Below are 19,941 nucleotides of genomic sequence, written 5' to 3'. Positions count from 1 at the left end.
TAAAAATGTACGGAAAAATAAAAGAACATCTTCAAGTAGAATTACAGACTATTGAAGATAATGGAATTTTCAAAAAAGAAAGAATTATAACTTCACCACAAGGAGCAGAAATTACTATTTCTACAGGAGAAACTGTTTTGAATTTTTGTGCCAATAATTATCTTGGTTTGTCATCCCACCCGGAAGTGATTCAGGCAGCAAAAGACGCTTTGGATACACATGGCTTCGGAATGTCATCGGTTCGTTTTATTTGTGGGACTCAGGATATTCACAAAACATTGGAGAAAAAGATTTCTGAATTTTACGGAACCGAAGATACTATTCTTTACGCTGCAGCTTTTGATGCTAATGGTGGAGTTTTCGAACCTTTATTAGGAGAAAATGATGCGATAATTTCAGATAGTTTGAATCACGCTTCCATTATAGACGGAGTTCGTTTGTGTAAAGCGGCTCGTTATCGTTATGAAAATAGCAATATGGAAGACTTAGAACAACAATTAATCAAAGCTACTGAAGCTGGAACTCGTTTCAAATTAATTGTTACAGATGGTGTTTTCTCGATGGATGGCGTTGTAGCTCCTTTGGATAAAATTTGTGATTTAGCAGATAAATACGATGCTATGGTGATGGTAGATGAATGTCATGCTGCAGGATTCATTGGTGCAACCGGGAAAGGAACGCTTGAAGCAAAAGGTGTTATGGGAAGAGTAGATATTATTACTGGAACATTAGGAAAAGCACTTGGTGGAGCAATGGGAGGCTATACTACGGCCAAAAAAGAAATTATCGAAATATTGCGCCAACGCTCCAGACCGTATTTATTCTCAAATTCTCTTGCTCCAGCAATTGTTGGTGCATCCATAAAAGTATTTGAATTATTAGAAAAGGATACTTCATTACGAGATAAATTAGAATCGAATACTAATTATTTCAAAGACGGAATGAAGAACGCAGGTTTTGACATCATTGATGGTGATTCTGCGATAGTTCCAGTTATGTTGTATGATGCAAAATTGTCACAAAAAATGGCAGATGAACTCTTGAAAAAAGGGATTTACGTTATTGGTTTCTTTTTTCCGGTAGTTCCTAAAGATAAAGCGAGAATTAGAGTACAGTTATCTGCAGCACATACAATAGAGCATCTAGATAAGGCTATCAGTGCTTTTGTTGAAGTTGGTAGAATGTTAAATGTTATATAATTTTTAATTGAAGTTATATAATTTCCACTTTTGGCAGTTTTTATAGGTTTTTTTTAACATTTAGTTTTGTAGTTAAAAATTTACGCATTACTTTTGTTTATAATTAACTAAATTGTAATTAAAAAAATTAAGTATGAAACATCTTAACAAACTTTTAGTTGCTGTAATGATGGTCATGGGATTAAGTTCTCACGCACAAGACAGTAACAATCCATGGGCAATCTCTTTCGGGGTTAATGCTATCGACACTAAGACTAGTGCTGGTGGAGGAAATAATTGGGCTGACCGTCATTTCTCTCAACCATTTGCAGTAAAAGACAACTGGAATATCCTTCCATCAGTATCTTACTTAAGCGTGTCTAGATACATAGGAGATAATTTCTCTTTTGGACTTGCTGGTTCCGTGAACAAAATTGATAAATATGTGAAATTTGCTCCAACTGCAGTTGGTCATGATTCTCGTGGATATGTAGTGTCTAATCCAGGAGATTTAATGTATTATGGTGTAGATGCGACTATTAAATATAGTTTCATGAATTTGATTAGTTCTAAAATTATTGATCCTTCTCTATCTGTTGGTGGAGGTTATACTTTCTTTGGTGATAGTAGCTACGGAACTTTAAATCCTGGTGCTGGTTTAACTTTTTGGTTTACTGAAAATGTAGGTTTAGAACTTGCTACTAAATATAAAAAATCTTTTGGAGATAGAGAAGATGCAGCTGGAGTTCCAGATGCTCCATCACATTTTCAACATTCAGCTGGTCTTATCTTCAAATTTGGAGGTAAAGATACAGATGGAGATGGAATTTATGATAAAGATGATGCTTGTCCAGAAGTTGCTGGTTTAAAACAATTCAACGGATGTCCTGATACGGATGGAGACGGAATTCAAGATAGTGCTGATGCTTGTCCAGAAGTTGCTGGTTTAGCTGCATTGAACGGATGTCCTGATACTGACGGAGATGGAATTGCTGATAAAGATGATGCTTGTCCAGAAGTTGCTGGTTTAGCTGCATTGAAAGGTTGTCCTGATACTGACGGAGACGGAGTAGCTGATAAAGATGACAAATGTCCAACTGTTGCAGGTCCTAAAGAAAACGCAGGTTGTCCTTGGCCAGATACTGATGGAGATGGTGTTTTAGACAAAGATGATAAATGTCCAGATGTAAGAGGTACTGTTGCTAATCAAGGTTGTCCAGAAGTTTCTGAAGAAGTTATGAAAACTTTAAACAACTATGGTAAAATAATCTTGTTTGATTCTGGTAAATCTACTTTCCAAAAAGGTACTTACACAGTTTTACAATCAATCACTTCAATCTTAAAAGAATATCCTTATTCAAGATTCATGATCGAAGGTCACTGTGATAGTGATGGTAGTAATGAACTTAACCAAACTTTATCTGAGAACAGAGCTGCTGCAGTTAAAAATTATTTAATTGAAAACGGAATTGCTGCTGATAGACTTAGATCTTCAGGTTTTGGAGAAACTAAACCAATTGCAACTAACAAAACTGCAAAAGGAAAAGCAATGAACAGAAGAGTTGAAATATCTTTGATCAAAGAATAATTTCTTTCTAAAATATTTATCAAAACGCCTCGATTTATTGAGGCGTTTTTTTATTTTTATAGAATGACAAATACTTCTTTTTTAGATAAAATAGCCGCAGTTTTAATTGAAAATTATTTTGGCAATCTTTCCAATACGATTGTAGTTTTACCAAACAAACGAGCTAAAATATTTCTTATTGAAGCGTTAAAAAATCAAGTTTCAACTAATATACTTTCTCCAGAAATTATAAGTATTGAAGATTTTGTACAAAATATTGCTGGTATTCGTACCATAGATCCCATTGAACTATTATTTGAATTCTACGAAGTCTATTTATCTATTACCGATAAAGCAAACCAACAATCTTTTGAATTGTTTGCCAATTGGGCGAAAACACTGCTACAGGACTTTAATGAGATTGACCGCTATTTATTAGAACCATCGCATGTTCTTTCCTATCTGAAAGATATTGAGGATATTAAAAAGTGGGGAATTGAAGTCGAAAACAAAACGGCATTATTAGAAAAATATATTGATTTTTGGAAATTATTACCCAATTACTATCAATCCCTTTATACACATTTACTCAACAAAGGAATCGGATATCAAGGTTTGATTTATCGTGAAGCAGTTAATAATCTAAATCATTTTTCGAATTCGGTACAAGGGAAACAATTCCTATTTGCGGGTTTTAACGCATTGAATGCCGCCGAAGAAAAAATAATCCAGCACCTTATCGCTTCTGATCAGGCCAAAATTTATTGGGACGTAGACCAAACCTTTCTAAATGACCCGTATCATGATGCAGGGCTGTTTGTACGACGTTTCAAAGAAAGTTGGAAACATTATAAGCAGCATCCGTTTGAATGGATTGTAAATGATTTTTCGCAGACAAAAAATATTCAAGTTATTGGAACACCAAAAACGATTGGTCAGGCCAAAATAGCCGGAAGCATTATTGAGAATGTCATCAATGAATCCCGAAGCCTCGGGACTGAAGACAAGTTGGATAAAGTGGCTGTGGTTCTGGGCGAGGAAAATCTTTTGGTTCCACTTTTATATTCGTTACCCTCAAGCGTTGGTGCCTTGAATATTACGATGGGGTATTCGAGTAAGAATAATCCAGCGCAGATTTTGATTGCCAAATTATTCAAAATGCACACCAATGCATTATCCAGAAATGCTAAAAGCTATGTGTTGTATTACAAAGATGTTCTGGATATTTTGACGCATCCTTTGGTGGAACCGTATGCAAAAACTAGCACGCTTGTCCACACGATCAATCAAAATAATTATACTTTTATTACGCATCATAAATTGATGGAATTGAATGTAATTCCGAGTGAATTGTTTCTTTTATTATTCCAAAAATGGGAAAAAGGATCGATACCGGTTTTAGAGACCATTTCAAAATTATTGCAAACCATAAAAGAAAATTTAAGTAACGATAATGAAGAAGAAAAAATAACCAAAGCTTTTGTTTTTGCCATTTTCAAAGTCATTAACAAACTGATTAATTATTATTCCAAACACGAACATATTGATAAAATAGAAACGCTTTATGCCATTTACAAACAAGTAATTGATTTAGCGGAAGTTTCTTTTGAAGGTGAACCGTTGAATGGTTTACAGATTATGGGAGTCTTGGAAAGCCGTGTTTTGGATTTTGACACCATTATTGTCACTTCGATGAATGAAGGGAAATTTCCGGCCGGGAAATCGCAAAACTCATTTATTCCCTATGATGTGAAACGCGAACTGGGTTTGCCGACGTTCAAAGAGAAAGATGCGATTTATACCTATCATTTCTATCATTTGTTGCAACGCGCCAAAAACATTTACTTGCTGTATAATACCGAAAGTGAAGGTCTGGATGCGGGTGAAAAAAGCCGATTCATCACCCAGCTGGAAGTCGAAAAGCAAAATAATCATACGCTTACTCACGAAATATTTAATGCTGTTTTACCCGAAACAGCGTATCAACCGATGGTCATTCCCAAATCGGAAAGTGTGATGGTACGATTAAAAGAAATTTCTGAAAAAGGATTTTCTCCATCGGCATTGACGAGTTATATTAGGAATCCGATTCAGTTTTATTTTCAGAAAATTTTACGCATCAGCGAAGTCGAAGAAGTAGAGGAGAACATTGCCTTGAATACCTTGGGAACCATTATCCACGAAACTCTAAAAGTTTTGTACGACCCTTTCATTGGTAAATTTATTTCTGAAAGTGATATTCTAAATTGTTTCAAACAAATTGACGCTGAGGTTTTAAAACAATTCAAATTAGTTTACAAAGAAGGCGAAATCAAAAAGGGTCGAAATTTATTGGCGTTTGAAGTAGCTAAACGAAATGTTTCGAATTTCCTGAAAGTGGAATTAGAAAGTATTAAAAATGGTGATGCGATAAAAATTATAGCTTTAGAACAAACTTTTGGAAGAACTTTAAATCATCCTAATTTGCCGTTTCCGGTATTGATAAAAGGAAATGTAGATAGAATTGAAGAGCGCAACGGAGTCATTCGAATTATCGATTACAAAACCGGAAAAGTAGAAAAAGCGAGCGTCACTCTGAAATCCTGGAACCGATTAACCGAAGACATTAAAAGCGATAAAATCATTCAGGTTTTGGCGTATGCTTTCATGTATGAACATGAAGCAAAAGGAAAGCCAATTGAAGCCGGAATTATCTCTTTCAAGAATTTAAAAGCTGGTTTTCTTCCGTTTAATTTTAAAGAAGATAAAGAAGTAAATTCGATTATAAATGAAGAAATTTTGAGTAATTATTTAGAACAAATGGTTCTTTTATTAAGCGAAATTTTAGATCAAAGTATTCCTTTTGAAGAGAAAATAATTTAAACATAATTTCCAATCAGAAAATTAGCCAACATCTTCGAGTTTTACAAAAGCACTTTGACGATAAACGTGTCAATAAGTGCTTTAGCATGGGTTTTTGGAGGATTTGAAACCTTCAAATACGTATTTATTATTTTTGGTTTCTTCATTAGCCTTTTGATAAAAGAAGTGAATGCTAAAAATGAATACTTGTTTTATTACAATAATGGAATTTCAAAAATACAGTTATTCGTGTATGGTTTTCTACTGAATTTTGTTTTTTCGTTGGCGCTGATTTTAGTTATTAACATACTACTGAAATCCGTATGACTAAAAACATTTTAGAAGTAGACAGTGTTCAAAAACAGTATGATGGGAAAATCATTGTTTCCGATGTGTATTTGAAATGTGAAACCGCTGATATTATTGGCGTTTTAGGAAGAAATGGTTCTGGAAAATCTACTTTGTTGAAAATCATTTTTGGAATTGTAGCTGCTGATTTTAAATTTGTTCGAGTTGATGGCGCAGTAAAATCAAAAACCAGTGAGTTGCTAAACGAAATCAGTTATTTGCCTCAAGATAATTTTATTCCAAATTCATTTTCGATACAAAAGACCATTCAATTGTCTATTACCAAAGAGAAGCTACAGGATTTTTATGCTGATGAAATGATTCAATCGATGTTGGATAAAAAAATAAAGCATTTATCTGGTGGAGAATTACGGTATTTAGAAATTAAATTAATCCTGAATAATGCGTCAAAATTTGTTTTGCTGGACGAGCCTTACAATGGTTTATCGCCCATAATGATTGAAAAAATTAATAAATTAATCACTACAATGTCCAGTGTAAAAGGCATCATTATCACAGATCATAACTATGAAAATGTGATTAAGGTTTCCACAAAACTGGCGTTGATGAAAGAAGGAAAAATGCACCATTTGAAAGACAAAAGCGAATTGGTGGAAAAAGGGTATTTGAAATCTGGAATGATTTAGATGCTTTTGAAAAAAGCCAACAATACAATCAATAACTGGTCTTGGTTTTCAATGTGGCTCATGTGTCCGTCCGGAAAAGTCACTAATTTTACCGTTGTGTTTTCAATTTGTTCTTTGGTTTCCTCGTAATTCAGAACAGGATCTTTTTCGCCCAGAATCAATAATTTTGGATAGGGTGTAAGATGCAACAACACTTCCCGATCTTGTCGTATTTTCATTCCTTCCAGTGACGCAACGATTCCTTGAAGCGGTGTTTTTAAAGCTTCTTTTTTTACGTTTTCAATCTCTGATGAAAGTCGTTCTCTGTTGGATTCGCTGAATAAGTTTGCAATAGAAAGTGAAACAAAATTCATAAAAGATTGTTTTACCGCTTTAATAGCTCGATCCCGATTTGTTTTTCGTTCCTCGCTGTCGGCTCTTGCGGTCGAGTTTAGTAAAACCAATCCTTTTATGGTGTCGGGATACAATTCGGCGAAAGCCAAAGCAACATAACCGCCCATAGAGTGCCCGACAAAAATGGCTTTTCGGATGCGCAATTCCGATAAAACTGCGTGGACTGCATCGGCATTATCTTCCATCGTTTGCAAGTAACTCAAACATTCCGTTTCGCCATGTCCCAATAAATCAATCGTGATGACGCGGTTTTTTTTAGCAAATTCTGGAATATAAAAATCCCACATGCCTTTGTTTTCCAAGAAACCATGAAGTAAGACAATAGCGCTTCCTTTCCCGGAATCGGAATAGGAGATGTTGGTGTTTTTAAAGAGAATTTGTTTCAAAATGAAAAATTAGTCTACAAAAGTAACATTTTATTTTTTTAACCATTTAAGAAATATAAGTTCATGTAAGTATTGCTTCCATTTGCTTATATTTCTTAAATGGTTAATAAAACGGCTCCCATTTCTGAAAGCCGTTTATGAAATTTAAAATCTTCTATCGCCATCGAGTAAACTTCCTAATCCGCCCAATAAACTTCCTTCGTCGCGACTGTTTCCGCCAGCTCTTGGAGCAGATGCTATGATTCTGTCCGCAAGTCGGCTGAAAGGCAAGGATTGTACATACACTGTTCCCGGACCACGAAGTGTGGCATAAAACAGACCTTCGCCACCAAAAATAGAATTCTTGATGCCACCAATAAACTCAATATCATAATCGACATCTTTGGTAAAACCTACGATACAACCAGTATCCACTTTTAGGATTTCGCCTGCGGCTAATTCTTTTTTGGCTAATGTTCCGCCGGTATGAACAAACGCCATACCGTCACCTTCTATTTTTTGCATGATAAAACCTTCACCACCAAACAATCCACGACCGAGTTTTTTAGAGAATTCGATTCCCACAGAAACACCTTTGGCAGCGCAAAGGAAAGAATCTTTCTGGCAAATGAATTTTCCGCCAAATTGTGTCAAGTCAATTGGGATTATTTTCCCGGGATAAGGCGAAGCGAATGAAACTTTGCTTTTGGTATTGTTTTGATTGATGAATGCAGTCATAAAAAGACTTTCGCCTGTCAGCACTCTTTTTCCGGCGCTTAAAAGTTTACCGAACAATCCGTTTTCCTGTCCCGAACCGTCTCCAAAAATGGTTTCCATTTGGATGTTATTGTCCATCATCATAAAACTTCCCGCTTCGGCAATTACAATTTCCTGTGGGTCCAGTTCTATTTCCACATATTGCATTTCCTCGCCGTAAATGTGGTAGTCTATTTCGTGTGCTTGCATGATTTTTATGTTTTAAGTTTTTTAAATATGTCGGAAGGGTGATTATAAAGTTACAGCTTTAAGATGAATTTTGGAATTACAGATTTTCTCGTTGAAGCGCGCAAGGGATAGCAGTGGAAAGCCCACAGTCTCGTCTTTTTTGACGAGACGAGGACTTACTTCACAGTACTTTTATTTTCATAGGAGTTCAGTGAATTTCATTTGCAGCGAATAGCCCGACGCAGCTGGAGTTTTCGGAAGCTGGGTTGCGCCCAAAAAAAAATCGGTTCACATTGCTGTAAACCGATTTGGTTGTCTGTTTTATGGAACTAACTGTTCATTAACTCTTCGATTTCGTCCACTTCAATTGGGATGTTGCGCATCATGTTGAACGGTTCGCCGCTTTCCTGAACGATGATATTGTCCTCCAGACGGATTCCGAAACCTTCGGCAGGAATGTAAATTCCAGGCTCAACGGTGAACACCATATTGGCTTGCATAGGTTCAGTCAGGATTCCGTAATCGTGCGTGTCTAATCCCATGTGGTGGGATGTCCCGTGCATGAAATATTTTTTATAAGCAGGCCATTCCGGGTTTTCATTTTGCACATCGGCTTTGTCAATAAGACCCAAACCTAGCAACTCAGAAGTCATTAATTTACCTACTTCGATATGGTATTGTTTCCAAAGTGTTCCTGTAGTAAGCATTTTTGTCGCTTCATTTTTCACACGTAAAACGGCATTGTATACTTCTTTTTGTCTGGTGGTATACTTTCCTGAAACAGGAATGGTACGCGTCATATCACTAGAATAATTTGCATATTCAGCCGCGACATCTAGTAAAATCAAATCACCGGCTTTACATTGTTGGTTGTTTTCGATGTAATGCAATACATTGGCATTGTTTCCGGAAGCGATAATTGGCGTGTAAGCAAAACCTCTAGAACGGTTGCGAATGAATTCGTGAATCAACTCGGCTTCGATTTCGTATTCGGTAACATTTGGTTTCACGAAAGGCAATAATCTTCTAAAACCAAGTTCGGTGATATTACAGGCTTTTTGGATTAAATCCAATTCTTCGGTTTCTTTTACAGAACGAAGGCGTTGCAATATCGGGTTACTTTTTGCAACAGCATGTGCCGGATATTTCTCTTTCCACCATTTTACAAAACGGGCTTCGCGCGTTTCAGTTTCTACAGTAGCACGGTAATGCTCATTAGTATTGATGTAAATTGTTTCAGCATGAGTCATCATTTCGAACAAAACTTTTTCAAAATCCTGCAACCAATGTACGGTTCTGATTCCTGTTACTTCAAAAGCACGCTCTTTAGTCAGTTTTTCACCTTCCCAAATTGCAATGTGTTCGCTGGTTTCTTTCAAGAATACCATTTCTCTTTGATGCTCGTAAGGCGCATCCGGAAAAAGCAATAAAATACTTTCTTCCTGATCGACTCCGCTTAAATAAAATATGTCGCGGTGTTGTGCAAATGGCAAGGTACTATCTGCAGAAACGGGATAAATATCATTAGAATTGAAGATGGCAACACTTTTTGGCTTCATCTGAGCCATGAATTTTTCTCTATTTTTTATAAATAAATCTCGGTCAATTTGATGATATTTCATAACAATTCGTTTTTATACATTGAATATTCAAAAATACTAACTTTGAGAGAAACGGATGTTAATTACAGTATAAAATTTTCAGATAACTATTTTTATGATTAATTTTCCAAATCAAATCAGTTTTTATGAAAAAAATAGTACTCTTTTCTGCCATCATAGTCCAAAGTGTCTCTTGGGGACAAGTTTCTGCGGAAGCGATTCAGCAATCATTGGAATCCAAAAAACAAATGGAAAATCAATCTCTTTTTCAGAATGTTGCTTTCGAAAATGTGGGGCCAACGGTGATGAGCGGCAGAGTGGTGGATGTGGATGTAAATCCGGAAAATCCAACCGAGTTTTATGTAGGATATGCTTCGGGCGGACTTTGGTACACGAATAATAATGGGATGAGTTTTTCGCCGGTTATGGATGCGGCGCCTACGCAAAATGTAGGCGATATCGCGATAGACTGGAAACGAGGAACGATTTGGGTAGGAACTGGCGAAGTAAATTCGTCCCGTTCGTCTTACGCCGGAATTGGAATTTTGAAATCCGAAGACAAAGGGAAGACTTGGCAAAATATGGGATTACACGACAGCCACCATATCAGCAGAATACTTATAAATTCATCAAATCCAGATGAAGTTATTGTAGGTGCAGTGGGTCATTTGTATTCGAAAAATGAAGAGCGAGGAATTTATAAAACGATAAATGGCGGAAAAACTTGGAGTAAAACACTTTATATTGATGATGAAACCGGGATTATAGATGTGGCTGTTTCGCCAAAAAATTTCAAAGTTCAATATGCTGCTTCTTGGAGCAAAGACAGAAAAGCGTGGGATTTTATAGGAAGCGGCGCCACTTCGGGAATTTATAAAAGTGAAGATGCTGGATTGACATGGAAACTTTTTACGAATGCTGAAAGCGGATTTCCTATTGGCGAAGGCGTTGGAAGAATTGGTTTAGCGGTGTATGATGACAATAACGTGTATGCCATTTTAGATAACCAATTTAAAAGACCGTTGCAATCCAAAAAAAGTAATTCTTTACCAATTGCATTTTCTATGCCGGGAGACGAATTCTTGAAATTACCTAATAAAAGCTTGAATTCTATTCTAAAGAATTATGGCTTAACCGAAAAATATAGAGCTGAAAACATCAAACACTGGGTTCAAAACGGCTATTTGCAACCTAATGAAGCGGCAAAAGTAGTTCTGGATGCGATAAATAGTTTAGCCGAAACAGAAGTTATCGGAGCTGAAGTTTACAAATCAAGTAACGGAGGAAAAAACTGGATGAAGACCCACAAGGATTTCATTGATGATTTCTTTTATTCGTACGGGTATTATTTCAGCGTCATTTCTGTTGATCCGAACGATGTGAATAAAATTTATTTATCAGGTGTGCCGATTATCAAATCAAATGATGGCGGAAAAACATTCACTTCCATAAACGAAGAAAATGTTCACGCAGATCATCACGTTGTTTGGGTAAACCCAAATAAATCCGGGCATTTAATTAATGGAAATGACGGTGGTTTGAATATTTCGTATGATGATGGAGCGCATTGGGTAAAAAGTAATTCGCATTCCGTAAGTCAGTTTTATGCAGTGAATGTAGATGAGCAAGAACCGTATAATATTTATGGCGGGATGCAGGATAATGGCGTTTGGGTTGGACCAAGTACGTATAAATATTCCTCAGAATGGTACCAAACCGGAAAATATCCTTATGAAAATTTGATGGGAGGCGACGGAATGCAAACTCAAATCGACAAAAGGAATCCAAATATTGTTTTTACTGGTTTTCAATTTGGGAATTATTACAGAATTGATCGTGCAACTAACAAGCGAGAATACATTTCGCCAAAGCCTAAAAAAGACGAAAAACCATTCCGATTCAATTGGCAAACACCTATTTTATTGTCTTCACACAATCAGGATATTTTATATATGGGATCTAATTTTTTGCACCGTTCGATGAATCAAGGACAAACTTGGACTGCGATTTCGCCTGATTTGACACAAGGAGCGAAGGAAGGAAATGTTGCTTTTGGAACAATCGCTGCTATTAGCGAAAGTACTTTGCAGTTTGGTTTACTCTACACCGGAAGTGATGACGGATTGATTCATGTATCGAAAGACGGTGGTGCGACTTGGAGCAAAATTTCGGGGAATTTACCTCAAAATCGATGGGTTTCCAGAGTCGTGGCTTCGGCGCACAAGAAAGAAAGAGTGTATGCGACTTTAAACGGATATCGAAATGATGATTTCACCAGTTATGTGTTTATGTCAGATGATTTTGGTCAAAGTTGGAAAAATATCGCCAATAATTTGCCTGCAAGTCCTGTGAATGTGATTGTGGAGGATAATGTAAATGAGAATGTTTTATATCTGGGAACGGATAACGGACTGTACGTTTCGTTAAATAAAGGAACAACTTGGGATGATTTTTCGAACGGAATTCCGAACGTTGCGGTTCACGATTTAGTGATTCAAAAGAAAGCAAAAGATTTAGTGGTGGGAACTCACGGTCGTTCGATTTATAAAGTCAATTTAGAGCAAGTACAACAATTGAGCGATAAAGTGGTAGCTGAAAATCTTCATGTTTTCGAATTAATAAAGATAAAAAAATCAAGAGAATGGGGAAACAGTTGGAGTTCTTGGGCTAAGGCTTCAGAACCAAAAGCAGAGATTTGGTTTTATTCGAATGGGGATTCGGAAGTGCTTTTGCAAATTGAAAACAGTTTAAAAGAAGTCGTTTATTCTCAGAAAGTGAAAGCGTCAAAAGGATTGAATAAACACATTTACGATCTTTCAATGACTAAAACGGTAGCGGATAATTGGAAAAATAAAGACAAAAAACTAAAATTGGAAGAAGCCAAAAATGGGAAATATTACCTTCCAATTTCAATCAATAAAATCAGTATTCAAAAAGGAAAAGAGAAAATGGTTACTGATCTTGAAATTATTGAATCAAAATAGAAAGTCTTTTTATTTTAAAAACAAAAAACACGATTCCATCTGAAATCGTGTTTTTTTTGGTTGCTACTTTATTTAAAACTGAGCTACTTCTGTAGAATCTTTCATTGCAGTTGTAGAAGATTTTCCAATTGTCACGGTATTTTGTACCGCATCAAAATAAGAAGTCCCTACAAAACCTTGGTGTTTAACCGCTTTGAAACCGTGTTTTTGCAAAGCAAATTCTCTTTCCTGCAATTCAGAATACCCTGCCATTCCTCTTTCTTTGTAGGCTTTAGACAATTCGAACATACTCGTATTCAATGCGTGGAATCCGGCTAAAGTGATGAATTGAAATTTGTATCCCATTGCTGCAAGATCTTCGCGGAATGTTTCCATTTCAGCAACTGATAATTTTGCAGCCCAGTTGAAAGAAGGCGAACAATTGTAAGCCAACATTTTTCCTGGGAATTTTGCGTGAATTCCTTCAGCAAATTGTCTTGCGTAATCCAGATCCGGATTACTAGTTTCCATCCAAATTAAATCAGCGTAAGGCGCATAACTCAATCCTCTGTCAATTCCTTGCTCCACACCACAATTTACATAGAAAAATCCTTCTCCCGTTTTTTCGCCAGTGATGAATTTAGCATCTCTTGGGTCAATATCGCTAGTCAATAAGTTAGCTGCATCAGCATCAGTTCGGGCAACAACAATTGTTGGCGTTCCCATTACGTCAGCTGCTAAACGTGCCGCAATCAATTTATTGATGGCTTCTTGCGTAGGAACTAATACTTTTCCTCCTAAGTGACCACATTTTTTAGCAGAACTCAATTGGTCTTCAAAGTGAACTCCAGCAGCTCCCGCTTCAATCATCGATTTCATTAATTCGAAAGCGTTCAGGTTTCCACCAAAACCAGCTTCGGCATCAGCCACAATTGGTACTAAGTATTCTTTTTTGTCTGCAGTTCCGTTAACCACTTGTATTTGATCTGCTCTCAAAAGCGCATTATTAATTCGTTTTACTACCAATGGAACGCTGTTAGCAGGATATAAAGATTGGTCAGGATACATTTCTCCGGCTACATTTGCATCAGCGGCAACCTGCCAACCGCTCAAATATATTGCATCTAATCCTGCTTCAACTTCTTGAATGGCTTGGTTTCCGGTAAGCGCGCCAAGTCCGGCTACAAAATCCTGAGAATTTAGTTTATTCCATAAAGTATTCGCTCCAATTCTGGCTACACTGTGCTCTATTTGATAAGAACCTTGCAATTTCACCACTTCTTCAGCAGTGTAGGGACGCTCAATGCCATTCCATCTTGGGTTCGTAATCCAGTCGGTAACTAATTCTTGAATTCTTGTTTCTGTAGTTTTCATTTTTCTTTTTTTTGGTTGTTTGTTAATAGGTATTGTAATTAATTTTTTAAATGTATTTGTATCCAGGAATGGTCAAAAACTCGATAAAATTGTCGTTCACAACTAGAATATCTAATAATTGTTCCGCTAATCTGTATTTTTGTTTTTCGTGATTGTCGTCTCCCACGAGCTTTCTGATTTTTTCAAATTCCTCCATCGCTATACGATGATAATAATTTGTATTTAATGTTTTTTTATTGTCCAAAATCACTTCGTTTTGTAACCATTGCCACAATTGCGATCTCGAAATCTCTGCGGTAGCTGCATCTTCCATTAAATTGTGCAACGCTGCGGCGCCTTGTCCGTTGAGCCAGGAAGCGATATATAAAACTGAAATACTGATGTTTTTTCGAACACCTTCCTCGGTAATGGTTCCTTTTGGAGTTTCGAGCAAATCAATTTCGGTAACGTGTACGTCTTCTCTTTTTACCTGAATTTGGTTTTTGGTTGGCATGTATTTATCAAAAACTGTCATGGCAAGCGAAACTAAATCCGGATGTGCGACCCAAGTTCCGTCATGACCATTTTTCACTTCCCGTTCTTTGTCGGCTATTACTTTGTCGAAAGCAATTTTATTGGTTTCTTCGTTATTTTTTATCGGAATTTGTGCCGCCATCCCACCAATTGCGTGAATATTTCGTTTGTGGCATCGCTGAATAACCAGTTGGGAATACGCACTCATAAATGGAGAAGTCATCGTTACCTGATCTCTGTTTGGAACAATGAAAGCTGGGTTCTTTCTTAGTTTTTTGATGTATGAAAAAATGTAATCCCATCGCCCGCAATTAAGGCCTACAATATGCTCTTTCAGTTCAAAAATGATTTCGTCCAATTGAAAACTGGCAGTTATTGTTTCGATTAAAACCGTGGCTTTGAATGTTCCGTTTTTTACGCCTAAATATTCCTGCGTGAATTCGAAAACTTCATTCCACCATCTTGCTTCCAGATAATGTTCCAGTTTTGGAATGTAAAAATAAGGCGCCGTTCCATCTTCAATAAGTTGTTTGTAATTATGAAAAGCATACAAGCCAAAATCAATTAGCGATCCTGAAGTTTGTTCTCCGTTGATCAAAATATTTTTTTCCGGCAAATGCAATCCTCTTGGACGAACAAGCAGTACAGCAGTTTTTTCGTTCAGACTGTATTTTTTATTCTTTATAGTATCTTCAAGAGTGATAGTTTTATTCACCGCATCTTTCAGGTTTTGCTGTCCCGTCATTAAGTTGCTCCATGTAGGAGAAGTGCTGTCTTCAAAATCAGCCATGAAAGTTTTTGCACCTGAATTCAATGCATTAATCACCATTTTTCTATCGACCGGTCCGGTTATTTCGACTCTTCGGTCTAGTAAATCCTCGGGTGTTGTTGCCGCTTTCCAATTACTTTCTCTGACACTTTTGGTCTCAGTAGGGAAAGTGGGTAAGGCACCTTGATCAAATAAATCCTGTTGTTTTTTTCTTTCGTCTAATAACAAAAGTCTTTTGTCATTGAATCGCTCGTGGAGTTCTGTAATAAAATTAATTGCTTCATCCGTCAAAATTTCTGGATAATGCTCTTTCGTTTCATTAGAAAACTGCAACGGTTTTTCGGTTGTTTCGGTATTTGCTTTCATGGTTAATATGTTTTACACGACAATGTTACGAAAAGTTTTTTACAAAACAAGCGAACGTACGCTAAAAATGAAAAATATTTTTTTTGGCGTAAATATTTTTTAGCTTATCTTTGAGATATGAACATAGAAAAGGATTATATCAAGTTGATTTTTGGGCTTAAACTCAAGCAGGCTCGCACCAATAAGAATCTGTCACTATTTGGTTTGGCAAAAATCACGGACCTTTCAAAATCGTATTTAAACGAAATTGAAAAAGGTAAAAAGTATCCAAAAACGGATAAAATCATTCTGTTAGCCGAAAAACTCGATATTTCCTATGATAATATGGTATCGTTGAAGCTGGATAATAATCTGGCGCCCATTGGAGAAATCCTAAAATCGGGTATTCTAAAAGAGATACCTCTGGAGATTTTTGGGATTCAGGAAAACGATCTTATCGACATTATTGCTAACGCTCCTGCAAAAGTCAATGCGTTTATAAGTACGATCATTGAGATTGCACAGCATTATAATTTGACAAGAGAGAGTTTCTTTTTGGCGTCGTTGCGTTCGTACCAAGAAGCACATACGAACTATTTTGAAGATTTAGAGCAGAAAGTGTTGCAGTTTTCTAAAGCTTTTCACGTGAATATTGAGACCAAAATTTCGATTGAAGAACTTACGGCGATACTAATAGAAGAATATGGTTATACGATAAAAGAACTCGTTTTTTCTGAACAAGAACAATTAGGGGATTTGAGATCGATTTTTGTGCCAAAGAGTAAAACGTTACTTCTTTCTTTAGATATTGATGAACCTCAAAAGGCATTTATCTTAGCTAAAGAAATTGCGTATAATTACCTTGAAATCACAGAAAGATTGTATACGTTCAGCTGGATTAAGTTTGATAATTTTGACCAAGTTCTGAATAATTTTTACGCTTCTTATTTTGCCGGAGCGTTACTTATTCCAAGGCAAAGACTGATAGATGAACTGAATTTATTTTTGTCTAAAACAGATCCAAAACCACAGGAAATGATTGCTTTGATGAGCGGATTCAATGTTTCGCCCGAATCGTTCTATCAAAGGTTGACTAATATTTTGCCAAAAGACTTTCAGTTGAAGAATCTTTTCTTTCTGAGATTGTCGCATCAAATAGGAACGGATACGTATCAGATAAAAAAGGAATTGCATATCACGAACCAGCAGGAACCGCATGCGAATGAAATGAATGAGCATTACTGCCGAAGATGGGTTTCCATACGAACGATTGAGGAATCTTTGAAGCAAAAGAAAAACCATTTTTTTGATGCGCAAATTTCCAGTTATGAAAACAGCAAAAATGAATATCTTGTTTTTTCATCAGCAACGCCGGATCCGTTTAAAGTAGATTGTATCCGTAGTATTTCTGTAGGGATATTGATTACACCGGGAATGAAGAAAAAATTCAAGTTTGTCGAAAATGATTCGATTAAAAAACAGGTTGTCGGGGTTACCTGTGAAACTTGTGCCGTTAAAAATTGTTTGGAACGCGCTTCGCCACCAATCCAATTAGAGCAAAAAATGCGCAACGAAAATACGGATTTAATTGTGCAGCAATACATAGCAAAATTCAGTTAGCGGAATACTGTCTTTAAAAAAAAAGCACCGAAAGTTCAAGTTTGAATTGTCGGTGCTTTTTTTAGAAATATAAAATTAATCCACCCATTTGTAATAACGAGCACCAATTAAATTAGGAATTTCATTTTCAATTCGGTCTAAAATCCATTCATTTTTTGGAGTTTTAATGCTGGTTTTTTGTTCCTTTTTGTGTAGTTTATTGTAGGTTTCAAAGTCAATTTCGAAACTTTCTTCTAATGTTTCAAAAAGATTGACGTTAGCAATGGCTAATTTCCAGTCTTGTTGAATCGTTCCTTCAAAAACTTTTGATTTTGAACCGCTTCCATAAGCCAGAAAGCCAAATTTACTATCGCTTATTTCTTTTTCAGTATCGTAAAAATGAACCAAAGTTGATAGTAATCCCATGAAAATAGAACCTGTGTATAGGTTTCCAATTAGAGAAGAAGCGATTTCTGCAGGCATTAATTTTTCATTTACAAATTCTTTGTAGGCTTCTGATTTGCTGATTTCTTTCAGTTTATTTTGGTATTCAGAAGCATCTTCATTACCGGAAATAATTGTATTGGAAGCGTCCAAAGCATAAATTTCAGACAACATTCGACGTCCCTGAAAAGCATAAGGCAAGTGCATGACGATGCTTTTCCAGGAATCGTAAACAGTTTCGTTAGTATTTTTTAATTTTTTGAATGAAAAATAAGCGTCTCTAGTTCGATCCATATAACATTGATTCGAATATTGACCATCAAAAACCGGTTGGTCTTTGTGGATTTCAACTTCACTTTCTAAATTTTCAAACCACGGTTCGTTAGTTGCATTTCCTGTAATTGATGTTTTCGAAATCGTTCGATACGGTTTAAAAAAGTCAAAAACTCCTTTTGTGCTGGTTGCCCAATTGTTTTCGAAAGCAATAATTCTGGGGTTTGAGGTTATCAACATAGCCAAAGCGCCAGCACCTTGCGTGTATTCTCCGGTAGAGTTTAAATCGTATTTTGCAAAATCAGTAGTGACAACAATTGCTTTTTTTGTTGGATTCAATGTTACAAAATCAATACAGTTTTGCATGGCATCAACTCCGCCAATACAAGCAAAAGTAAAATCGACCACATCGCATTCTGATAAAGTGTTTTCTCCGAATTTTTGTTCCATCAATGCAATCAAAAACGAGCTTATTGGTTTTGAGCTGTCAATGGCGCTTTCGGTTCCTACATAAATTCGGGAGATTTCGTTAAGGTTGATGTTATTGTCTGAAATTAATTTGGTCAATGCATTGGCACCAAAAACTACGGTGTCTTGATGAGTGTCTGGCAATGTCATTTTGATTAAACCCAGTCCTTTTTCCAGTTTTTCGGGTTCGATATTTCTGGCTTTTGCCAAAGTGTTTATGGGTAAATGTATTTTTGCAACATCAAAAGAGATAGCGTCAATTCCTGTTTTCATTCTTCAATTTTTAATTTGTAAAGTTAAAAACGCAGTGGCTTGATACAATTATTTTAGGGACATAAATTGACGGCGCCAGATGTTTTTGTTGATTTAGAAATAAAGAACAATAAAAAATATTGAATTAGTAATTTTGAGCTATTTAGGGGTTGGTTTTCGGTCAATTTCGTGGTCTATTATTTAAGATTTTTTTCTTTTTTGTTTAACTGATTTTCAGGGTGTTTTTGGATTTATGTTTGATATTTAAGGATTTCTTGATATTTTGCGTGAAACACTTTAAAATCATTATAAATAACAGCGAAAAGGTTGTAGTTACTGTCTAATTGCTTTATTTTTGTAGAATTTTTTAAAACAAATTATATAAAACTTATGGCAAAATCTGCATTATTGAAATCGTCAATAGCAAAAAAAGTAGCTATGGCACTTTCAGGACTTTTTTTGATGTTGTTTCTAGCACAGCATTTTTTTATCAATATGACATCGGTCTTTAGTGCCGACACTTTTAATTCGATTTCTCATTTTATGGGAAACAATCCATTAGTTCAATTCGTAATACAACCTATTTTGATTGTAGGAGTGGTTTTTCACTTTATCATGGGTTTTGTTTTGGATTTCAAAAACAGAAGTGCCCGACCTATTGCTTATGCAAAGAATAATGGAGCGGCAAATTCTTCTTGGGCATCAAGAAACATGATTATTTCCGGTTCAGTTATTTTAGCTTTTTTGGCATTGCATTTTTACGATTTTTGGGTTCCTGAAATGGTGTACAAATATGTAGATGTTAGCCCATTGGATGAAACAAGGTATTTTCATGAGCTAGTGGCGAAATTTGAAAGTCCAGTTCGTACAGGATTGTATATCTTGTCTTTTGTATTGTTAGCAGTACACTTAAACCATGGATTTAGTTCTTCTTTTCAATCAGTAGGATTTAATAATAAATATTCTAAAGGATTGAAAAATTTTGGATTAGGATTTGCTTATGTGGTTCCTTTCGGATTTATTTTTATTGCGCTTTTTCATCATTTCAATCATTAA

General features: G+C 36.0%; 13 protein-coding genes. 7 read left to right on the top strand and 6 right to left on the bottom strand.

The window, feature by feature from the left end; all coding sequences use genetic code 11:
- Window positions 1-5 precede the first annotated feature (5 nt).
- From kbl to ACXX80_RS04260, 4 genes are all read left to right on the top strand, one after another.
- Window positions 6-1,199: a glycine C-acetyltransferase gene (gene kbl, locus ACXX80_RS04275; RefSeq protein ID WP_458552159.1), complete on the top strand. Its 1,194-nt coding sequence runs from the start codon at window positions 6-8 to the stop codon at window positions 1,197-1,199.
- A 133-nt stretch (window positions 1,200-1,332) separates the two neighbouring features.
- Window positions 1,333-2,766 carry an OmpA family protein gene (locus tag ACXX80_RS04270; RefSeq protein WP_458552158.1) on the top strand — a complete coding sequence of 478 codons (1,434 nt, stop codon included), beginning with the start codon at window positions 1,333-1,335 and terminating at the stop codon, window positions 2,764-2,766.
- A gap of 63 nt (window positions 2,767-2,829) precedes the next feature.
- On the top strand, window positions 2,830-5,607 hold the full coding sequence (locus tag ACXX80_RS04265) for a PD-(D/E)XK nuclease family protein (RefSeq protein WP_458552157.1): 2,778 nt from the start codon (window positions 2,830-2,832) through the stop codon (window positions 5,605-5,607).
- 302 nt (window positions 5,608-5,909) lie between these two features.
- Complete coding sequence (locus tag ACXX80_RS04260; RefSeq protein WP_458552156.1) at window positions 5,910-6,581, top strand: ATP-binding cassette domain-containing protein; 672 nt, start codon at window positions 5,910-5,912, stop codon at window positions 6,579-6,581.
- On the opposite strand, the gene ACXX80_RS04255 is transcribed toward ACXX80_RS04260, so the two are convergent.
- The 3 genes from ACXX80_RS04255 to ACXX80_RS04245 form a co-directional block, all read right to left on the bottom strand.
- Window positions 6,578-7,360: an alpha/beta fold hydrolase gene (locus ACXX80_RS04255; protein WP_458552155.1), complete on the bottom strand. Its 783-nt coding sequence runs from the start codon at window positions 7,358-7,360 to the stop codon at window positions 6,578-6,580. The two genes, ACXX80_RS04260 and ACXX80_RS04255, sit on opposite strands and share 4 nt — an antisense overlap.
- A 144-nt stretch (window positions 7,361-7,504) precedes the next feature.
- Window positions 7,505-8,305: a TIGR00266 family protein gene (locus ACXX80_RS04250; protein WP_338646977.1), complete on the bottom strand. Its 801-nt coding sequence runs from the start codon at window positions 8,303-8,305 to the stop codon at window positions 7,505-7,507.
- Between the two features lie 308 nt (window positions 8,306-8,613).
- Window positions 8,614-9,906: an aminopeptidase P family protein gene (locus ACXX80_RS04245; protein WP_458552154.1), complete on the bottom strand. Its 1,293-nt coding sequence runs from the start codon at window positions 9,904-9,906 to the stop codon at window positions 8,614-8,616.
- 125 nt (window positions 9,907-10,031) lie between these two features.
- Here ACXX80_RS04245 and ACXX80_RS04240 point away from each other — a divergent pair, with 125 nt between their 5' ends.
- A complete protein-coding gene (locus tag ACXX80_RS04240) occupies window positions 10,032-12,869 on the top strand; it encodes a WD40/YVTN/BNR-like repeat-containing protein (RefSeq protein ID WP_458552153.1) in 2,838 nt (945 codons plus the stop codon).
- A gap of 72 nt (window positions 12,870-12,941) precedes the next feature.
- Here ACXX80_RS04240 and aceA read toward each other — a convergent pair whose 3' ends face one another.
- Window positions 12,942-14,222 (bottom strand): isocitrate lyase, encoded by a 1,281-nt coding sequence (aceA, locus tag ACXX80_RS04235; RefSeq protein ID WP_131990435.1) that lies wholly within the window; start codon window positions 14,220-14,222, stop codon window positions 12,942-12,944.
- Between the two features lie 46 nt (window positions 14,223-14,268).
- Complete coding sequence (gene aceB / locus ACXX80_RS04230; RefSeq protein ID WP_458552152.1) at window positions 14,269-15,870, bottom strand: malate synthase A; 1,602 nt, start codon at window positions 15,868-15,870, stop codon at window positions 14,269-14,271.
- Window positions 15,871-15,987: 117 nt separating this feature from the next.
- Here aceB and ACXX80_RS04225 point away from each other — a divergent pair, with 117 nt between their 5' ends.
- Window positions 15,988-17,469: a helix-turn-helix domain-containing protein gene (locus ACXX80_RS04225; protein WP_458552151.1), complete on the top strand. Its 1,482-nt coding sequence runs from the start codon at window positions 15,988-15,990 to the stop codon at window positions 17,467-17,469.
- A 75-nt stretch (window positions 17,470-17,544) separates the two neighbouring features.
- Here ACXX80_RS04225 and ACXX80_RS04220 read toward each other — a convergent pair whose 3' ends face one another.
- Window positions 17,545-18,906, bottom strand: a complete 1,362-nt coding sequence (locus ACXX80_RS04220; protein WP_458552150.1) for a hydroxymethylglutaryl-CoA synthase family protein — start codon at window positions 18,904-18,906, stop codon at window positions 17,545-17,547.
- A 369-nt stretch (window positions 18,907-19,275) separates the two neighbouring features.
- On the opposite strand from ACXX80_RS04220, the gene ACXX80_RS04215 reads away from it, so the two are divergent.
- Entirely contained in the window at window positions 19,276-19,941 is a 666-nt protein-coding gene (locus tag ACXX80_RS04215) for a succinate dehydrogenase cytochrome b subunit (protein WP_458552149.1), read from the top strand.

Source organism: Flavobacterium sp. GNP002 (assembly GCF_054343795.1).
This window is presented reverse-complemented; position numbering and strand designations above follow the sequence as displayed.

Coding starts and splice junctions, on each gene's coding strand:
- kbl (WP_458552159.1), top strand. CDS start 6: ATGTACGGAAAAATAAAAGAACATCTTCAAGTAGAATTACAGACTATT.
- ACXX80_RS04270 (WP_458552158.1), top strand. CDS start 1,333: ATGAAACATCTTAACAAACTTTTAGTTGCTGTAATGATGGTCATGGGA.
- ACXX80_RS04265 (WP_458552157.1), top strand. CDS start 2,830: ATGACAAATACTTCTTTTTTAGATAAAATAGCCGCAGTTTTAATTGAA.
- ACXX80_RS04260 (WP_458552156.1), top strand. CDS start 5,910: ATGACTAAAAACATTTTAGAAGTAGACAGTGTTCAAAAACAGTATGAT.
- ACXX80_RS04250 (WP_338646977.1), bottom strand. CDS start 8,305: ATGCAAGCACACGAAATAGACTACCACATTTACGGCGAGGAAATGCAA.
- ACXX80_RS04245 (WP_458552154.1), bottom strand. CDS start 9,906: ATGAAATATCATCAAATTGACCGAGATTTATTTATAAAAAATAGAGAA.
- ACXX80_RS04240 (WP_458552153.1), top strand. CDS start 10,032: ATGAAAAAAATAGTACTCTTTTCTGCCATCATAGTCCAAAGTGTCTCT.
- aceA (WP_131990435.1), bottom strand. CDS start 14,222: ATGAAAACTACAGAAACAAGAATTCAAGAATTAGTTACCGACTGGATT.
- aceB (WP_458552152.1), bottom strand. CDS start 15,870: ATGAAAGCAAATACCGAAACAACCGAAAAACCGTTGCAGTTTTCTAAT.
- ACXX80_RS04225 (WP_458552151.1), top strand. CDS start 15,988: ATGAACATAGAAAAGGATTATATCAAGTTGATTTTTGGGCTTAAACTC.
- ACXX80_RS04220 (WP_458552150.1), bottom strand. CDS start 18,906: ATGAAAACAGGAATTGACGCTATCTCTTTTGATGTTGCAAAAATACAT.
- ACXX80_RS04215 (WP_458552149.1), top strand. CDS start 19,276: ATGGCAAAATCTGCATTATTGAAATCGTCAATAGCAAAAAAAGTAGCT.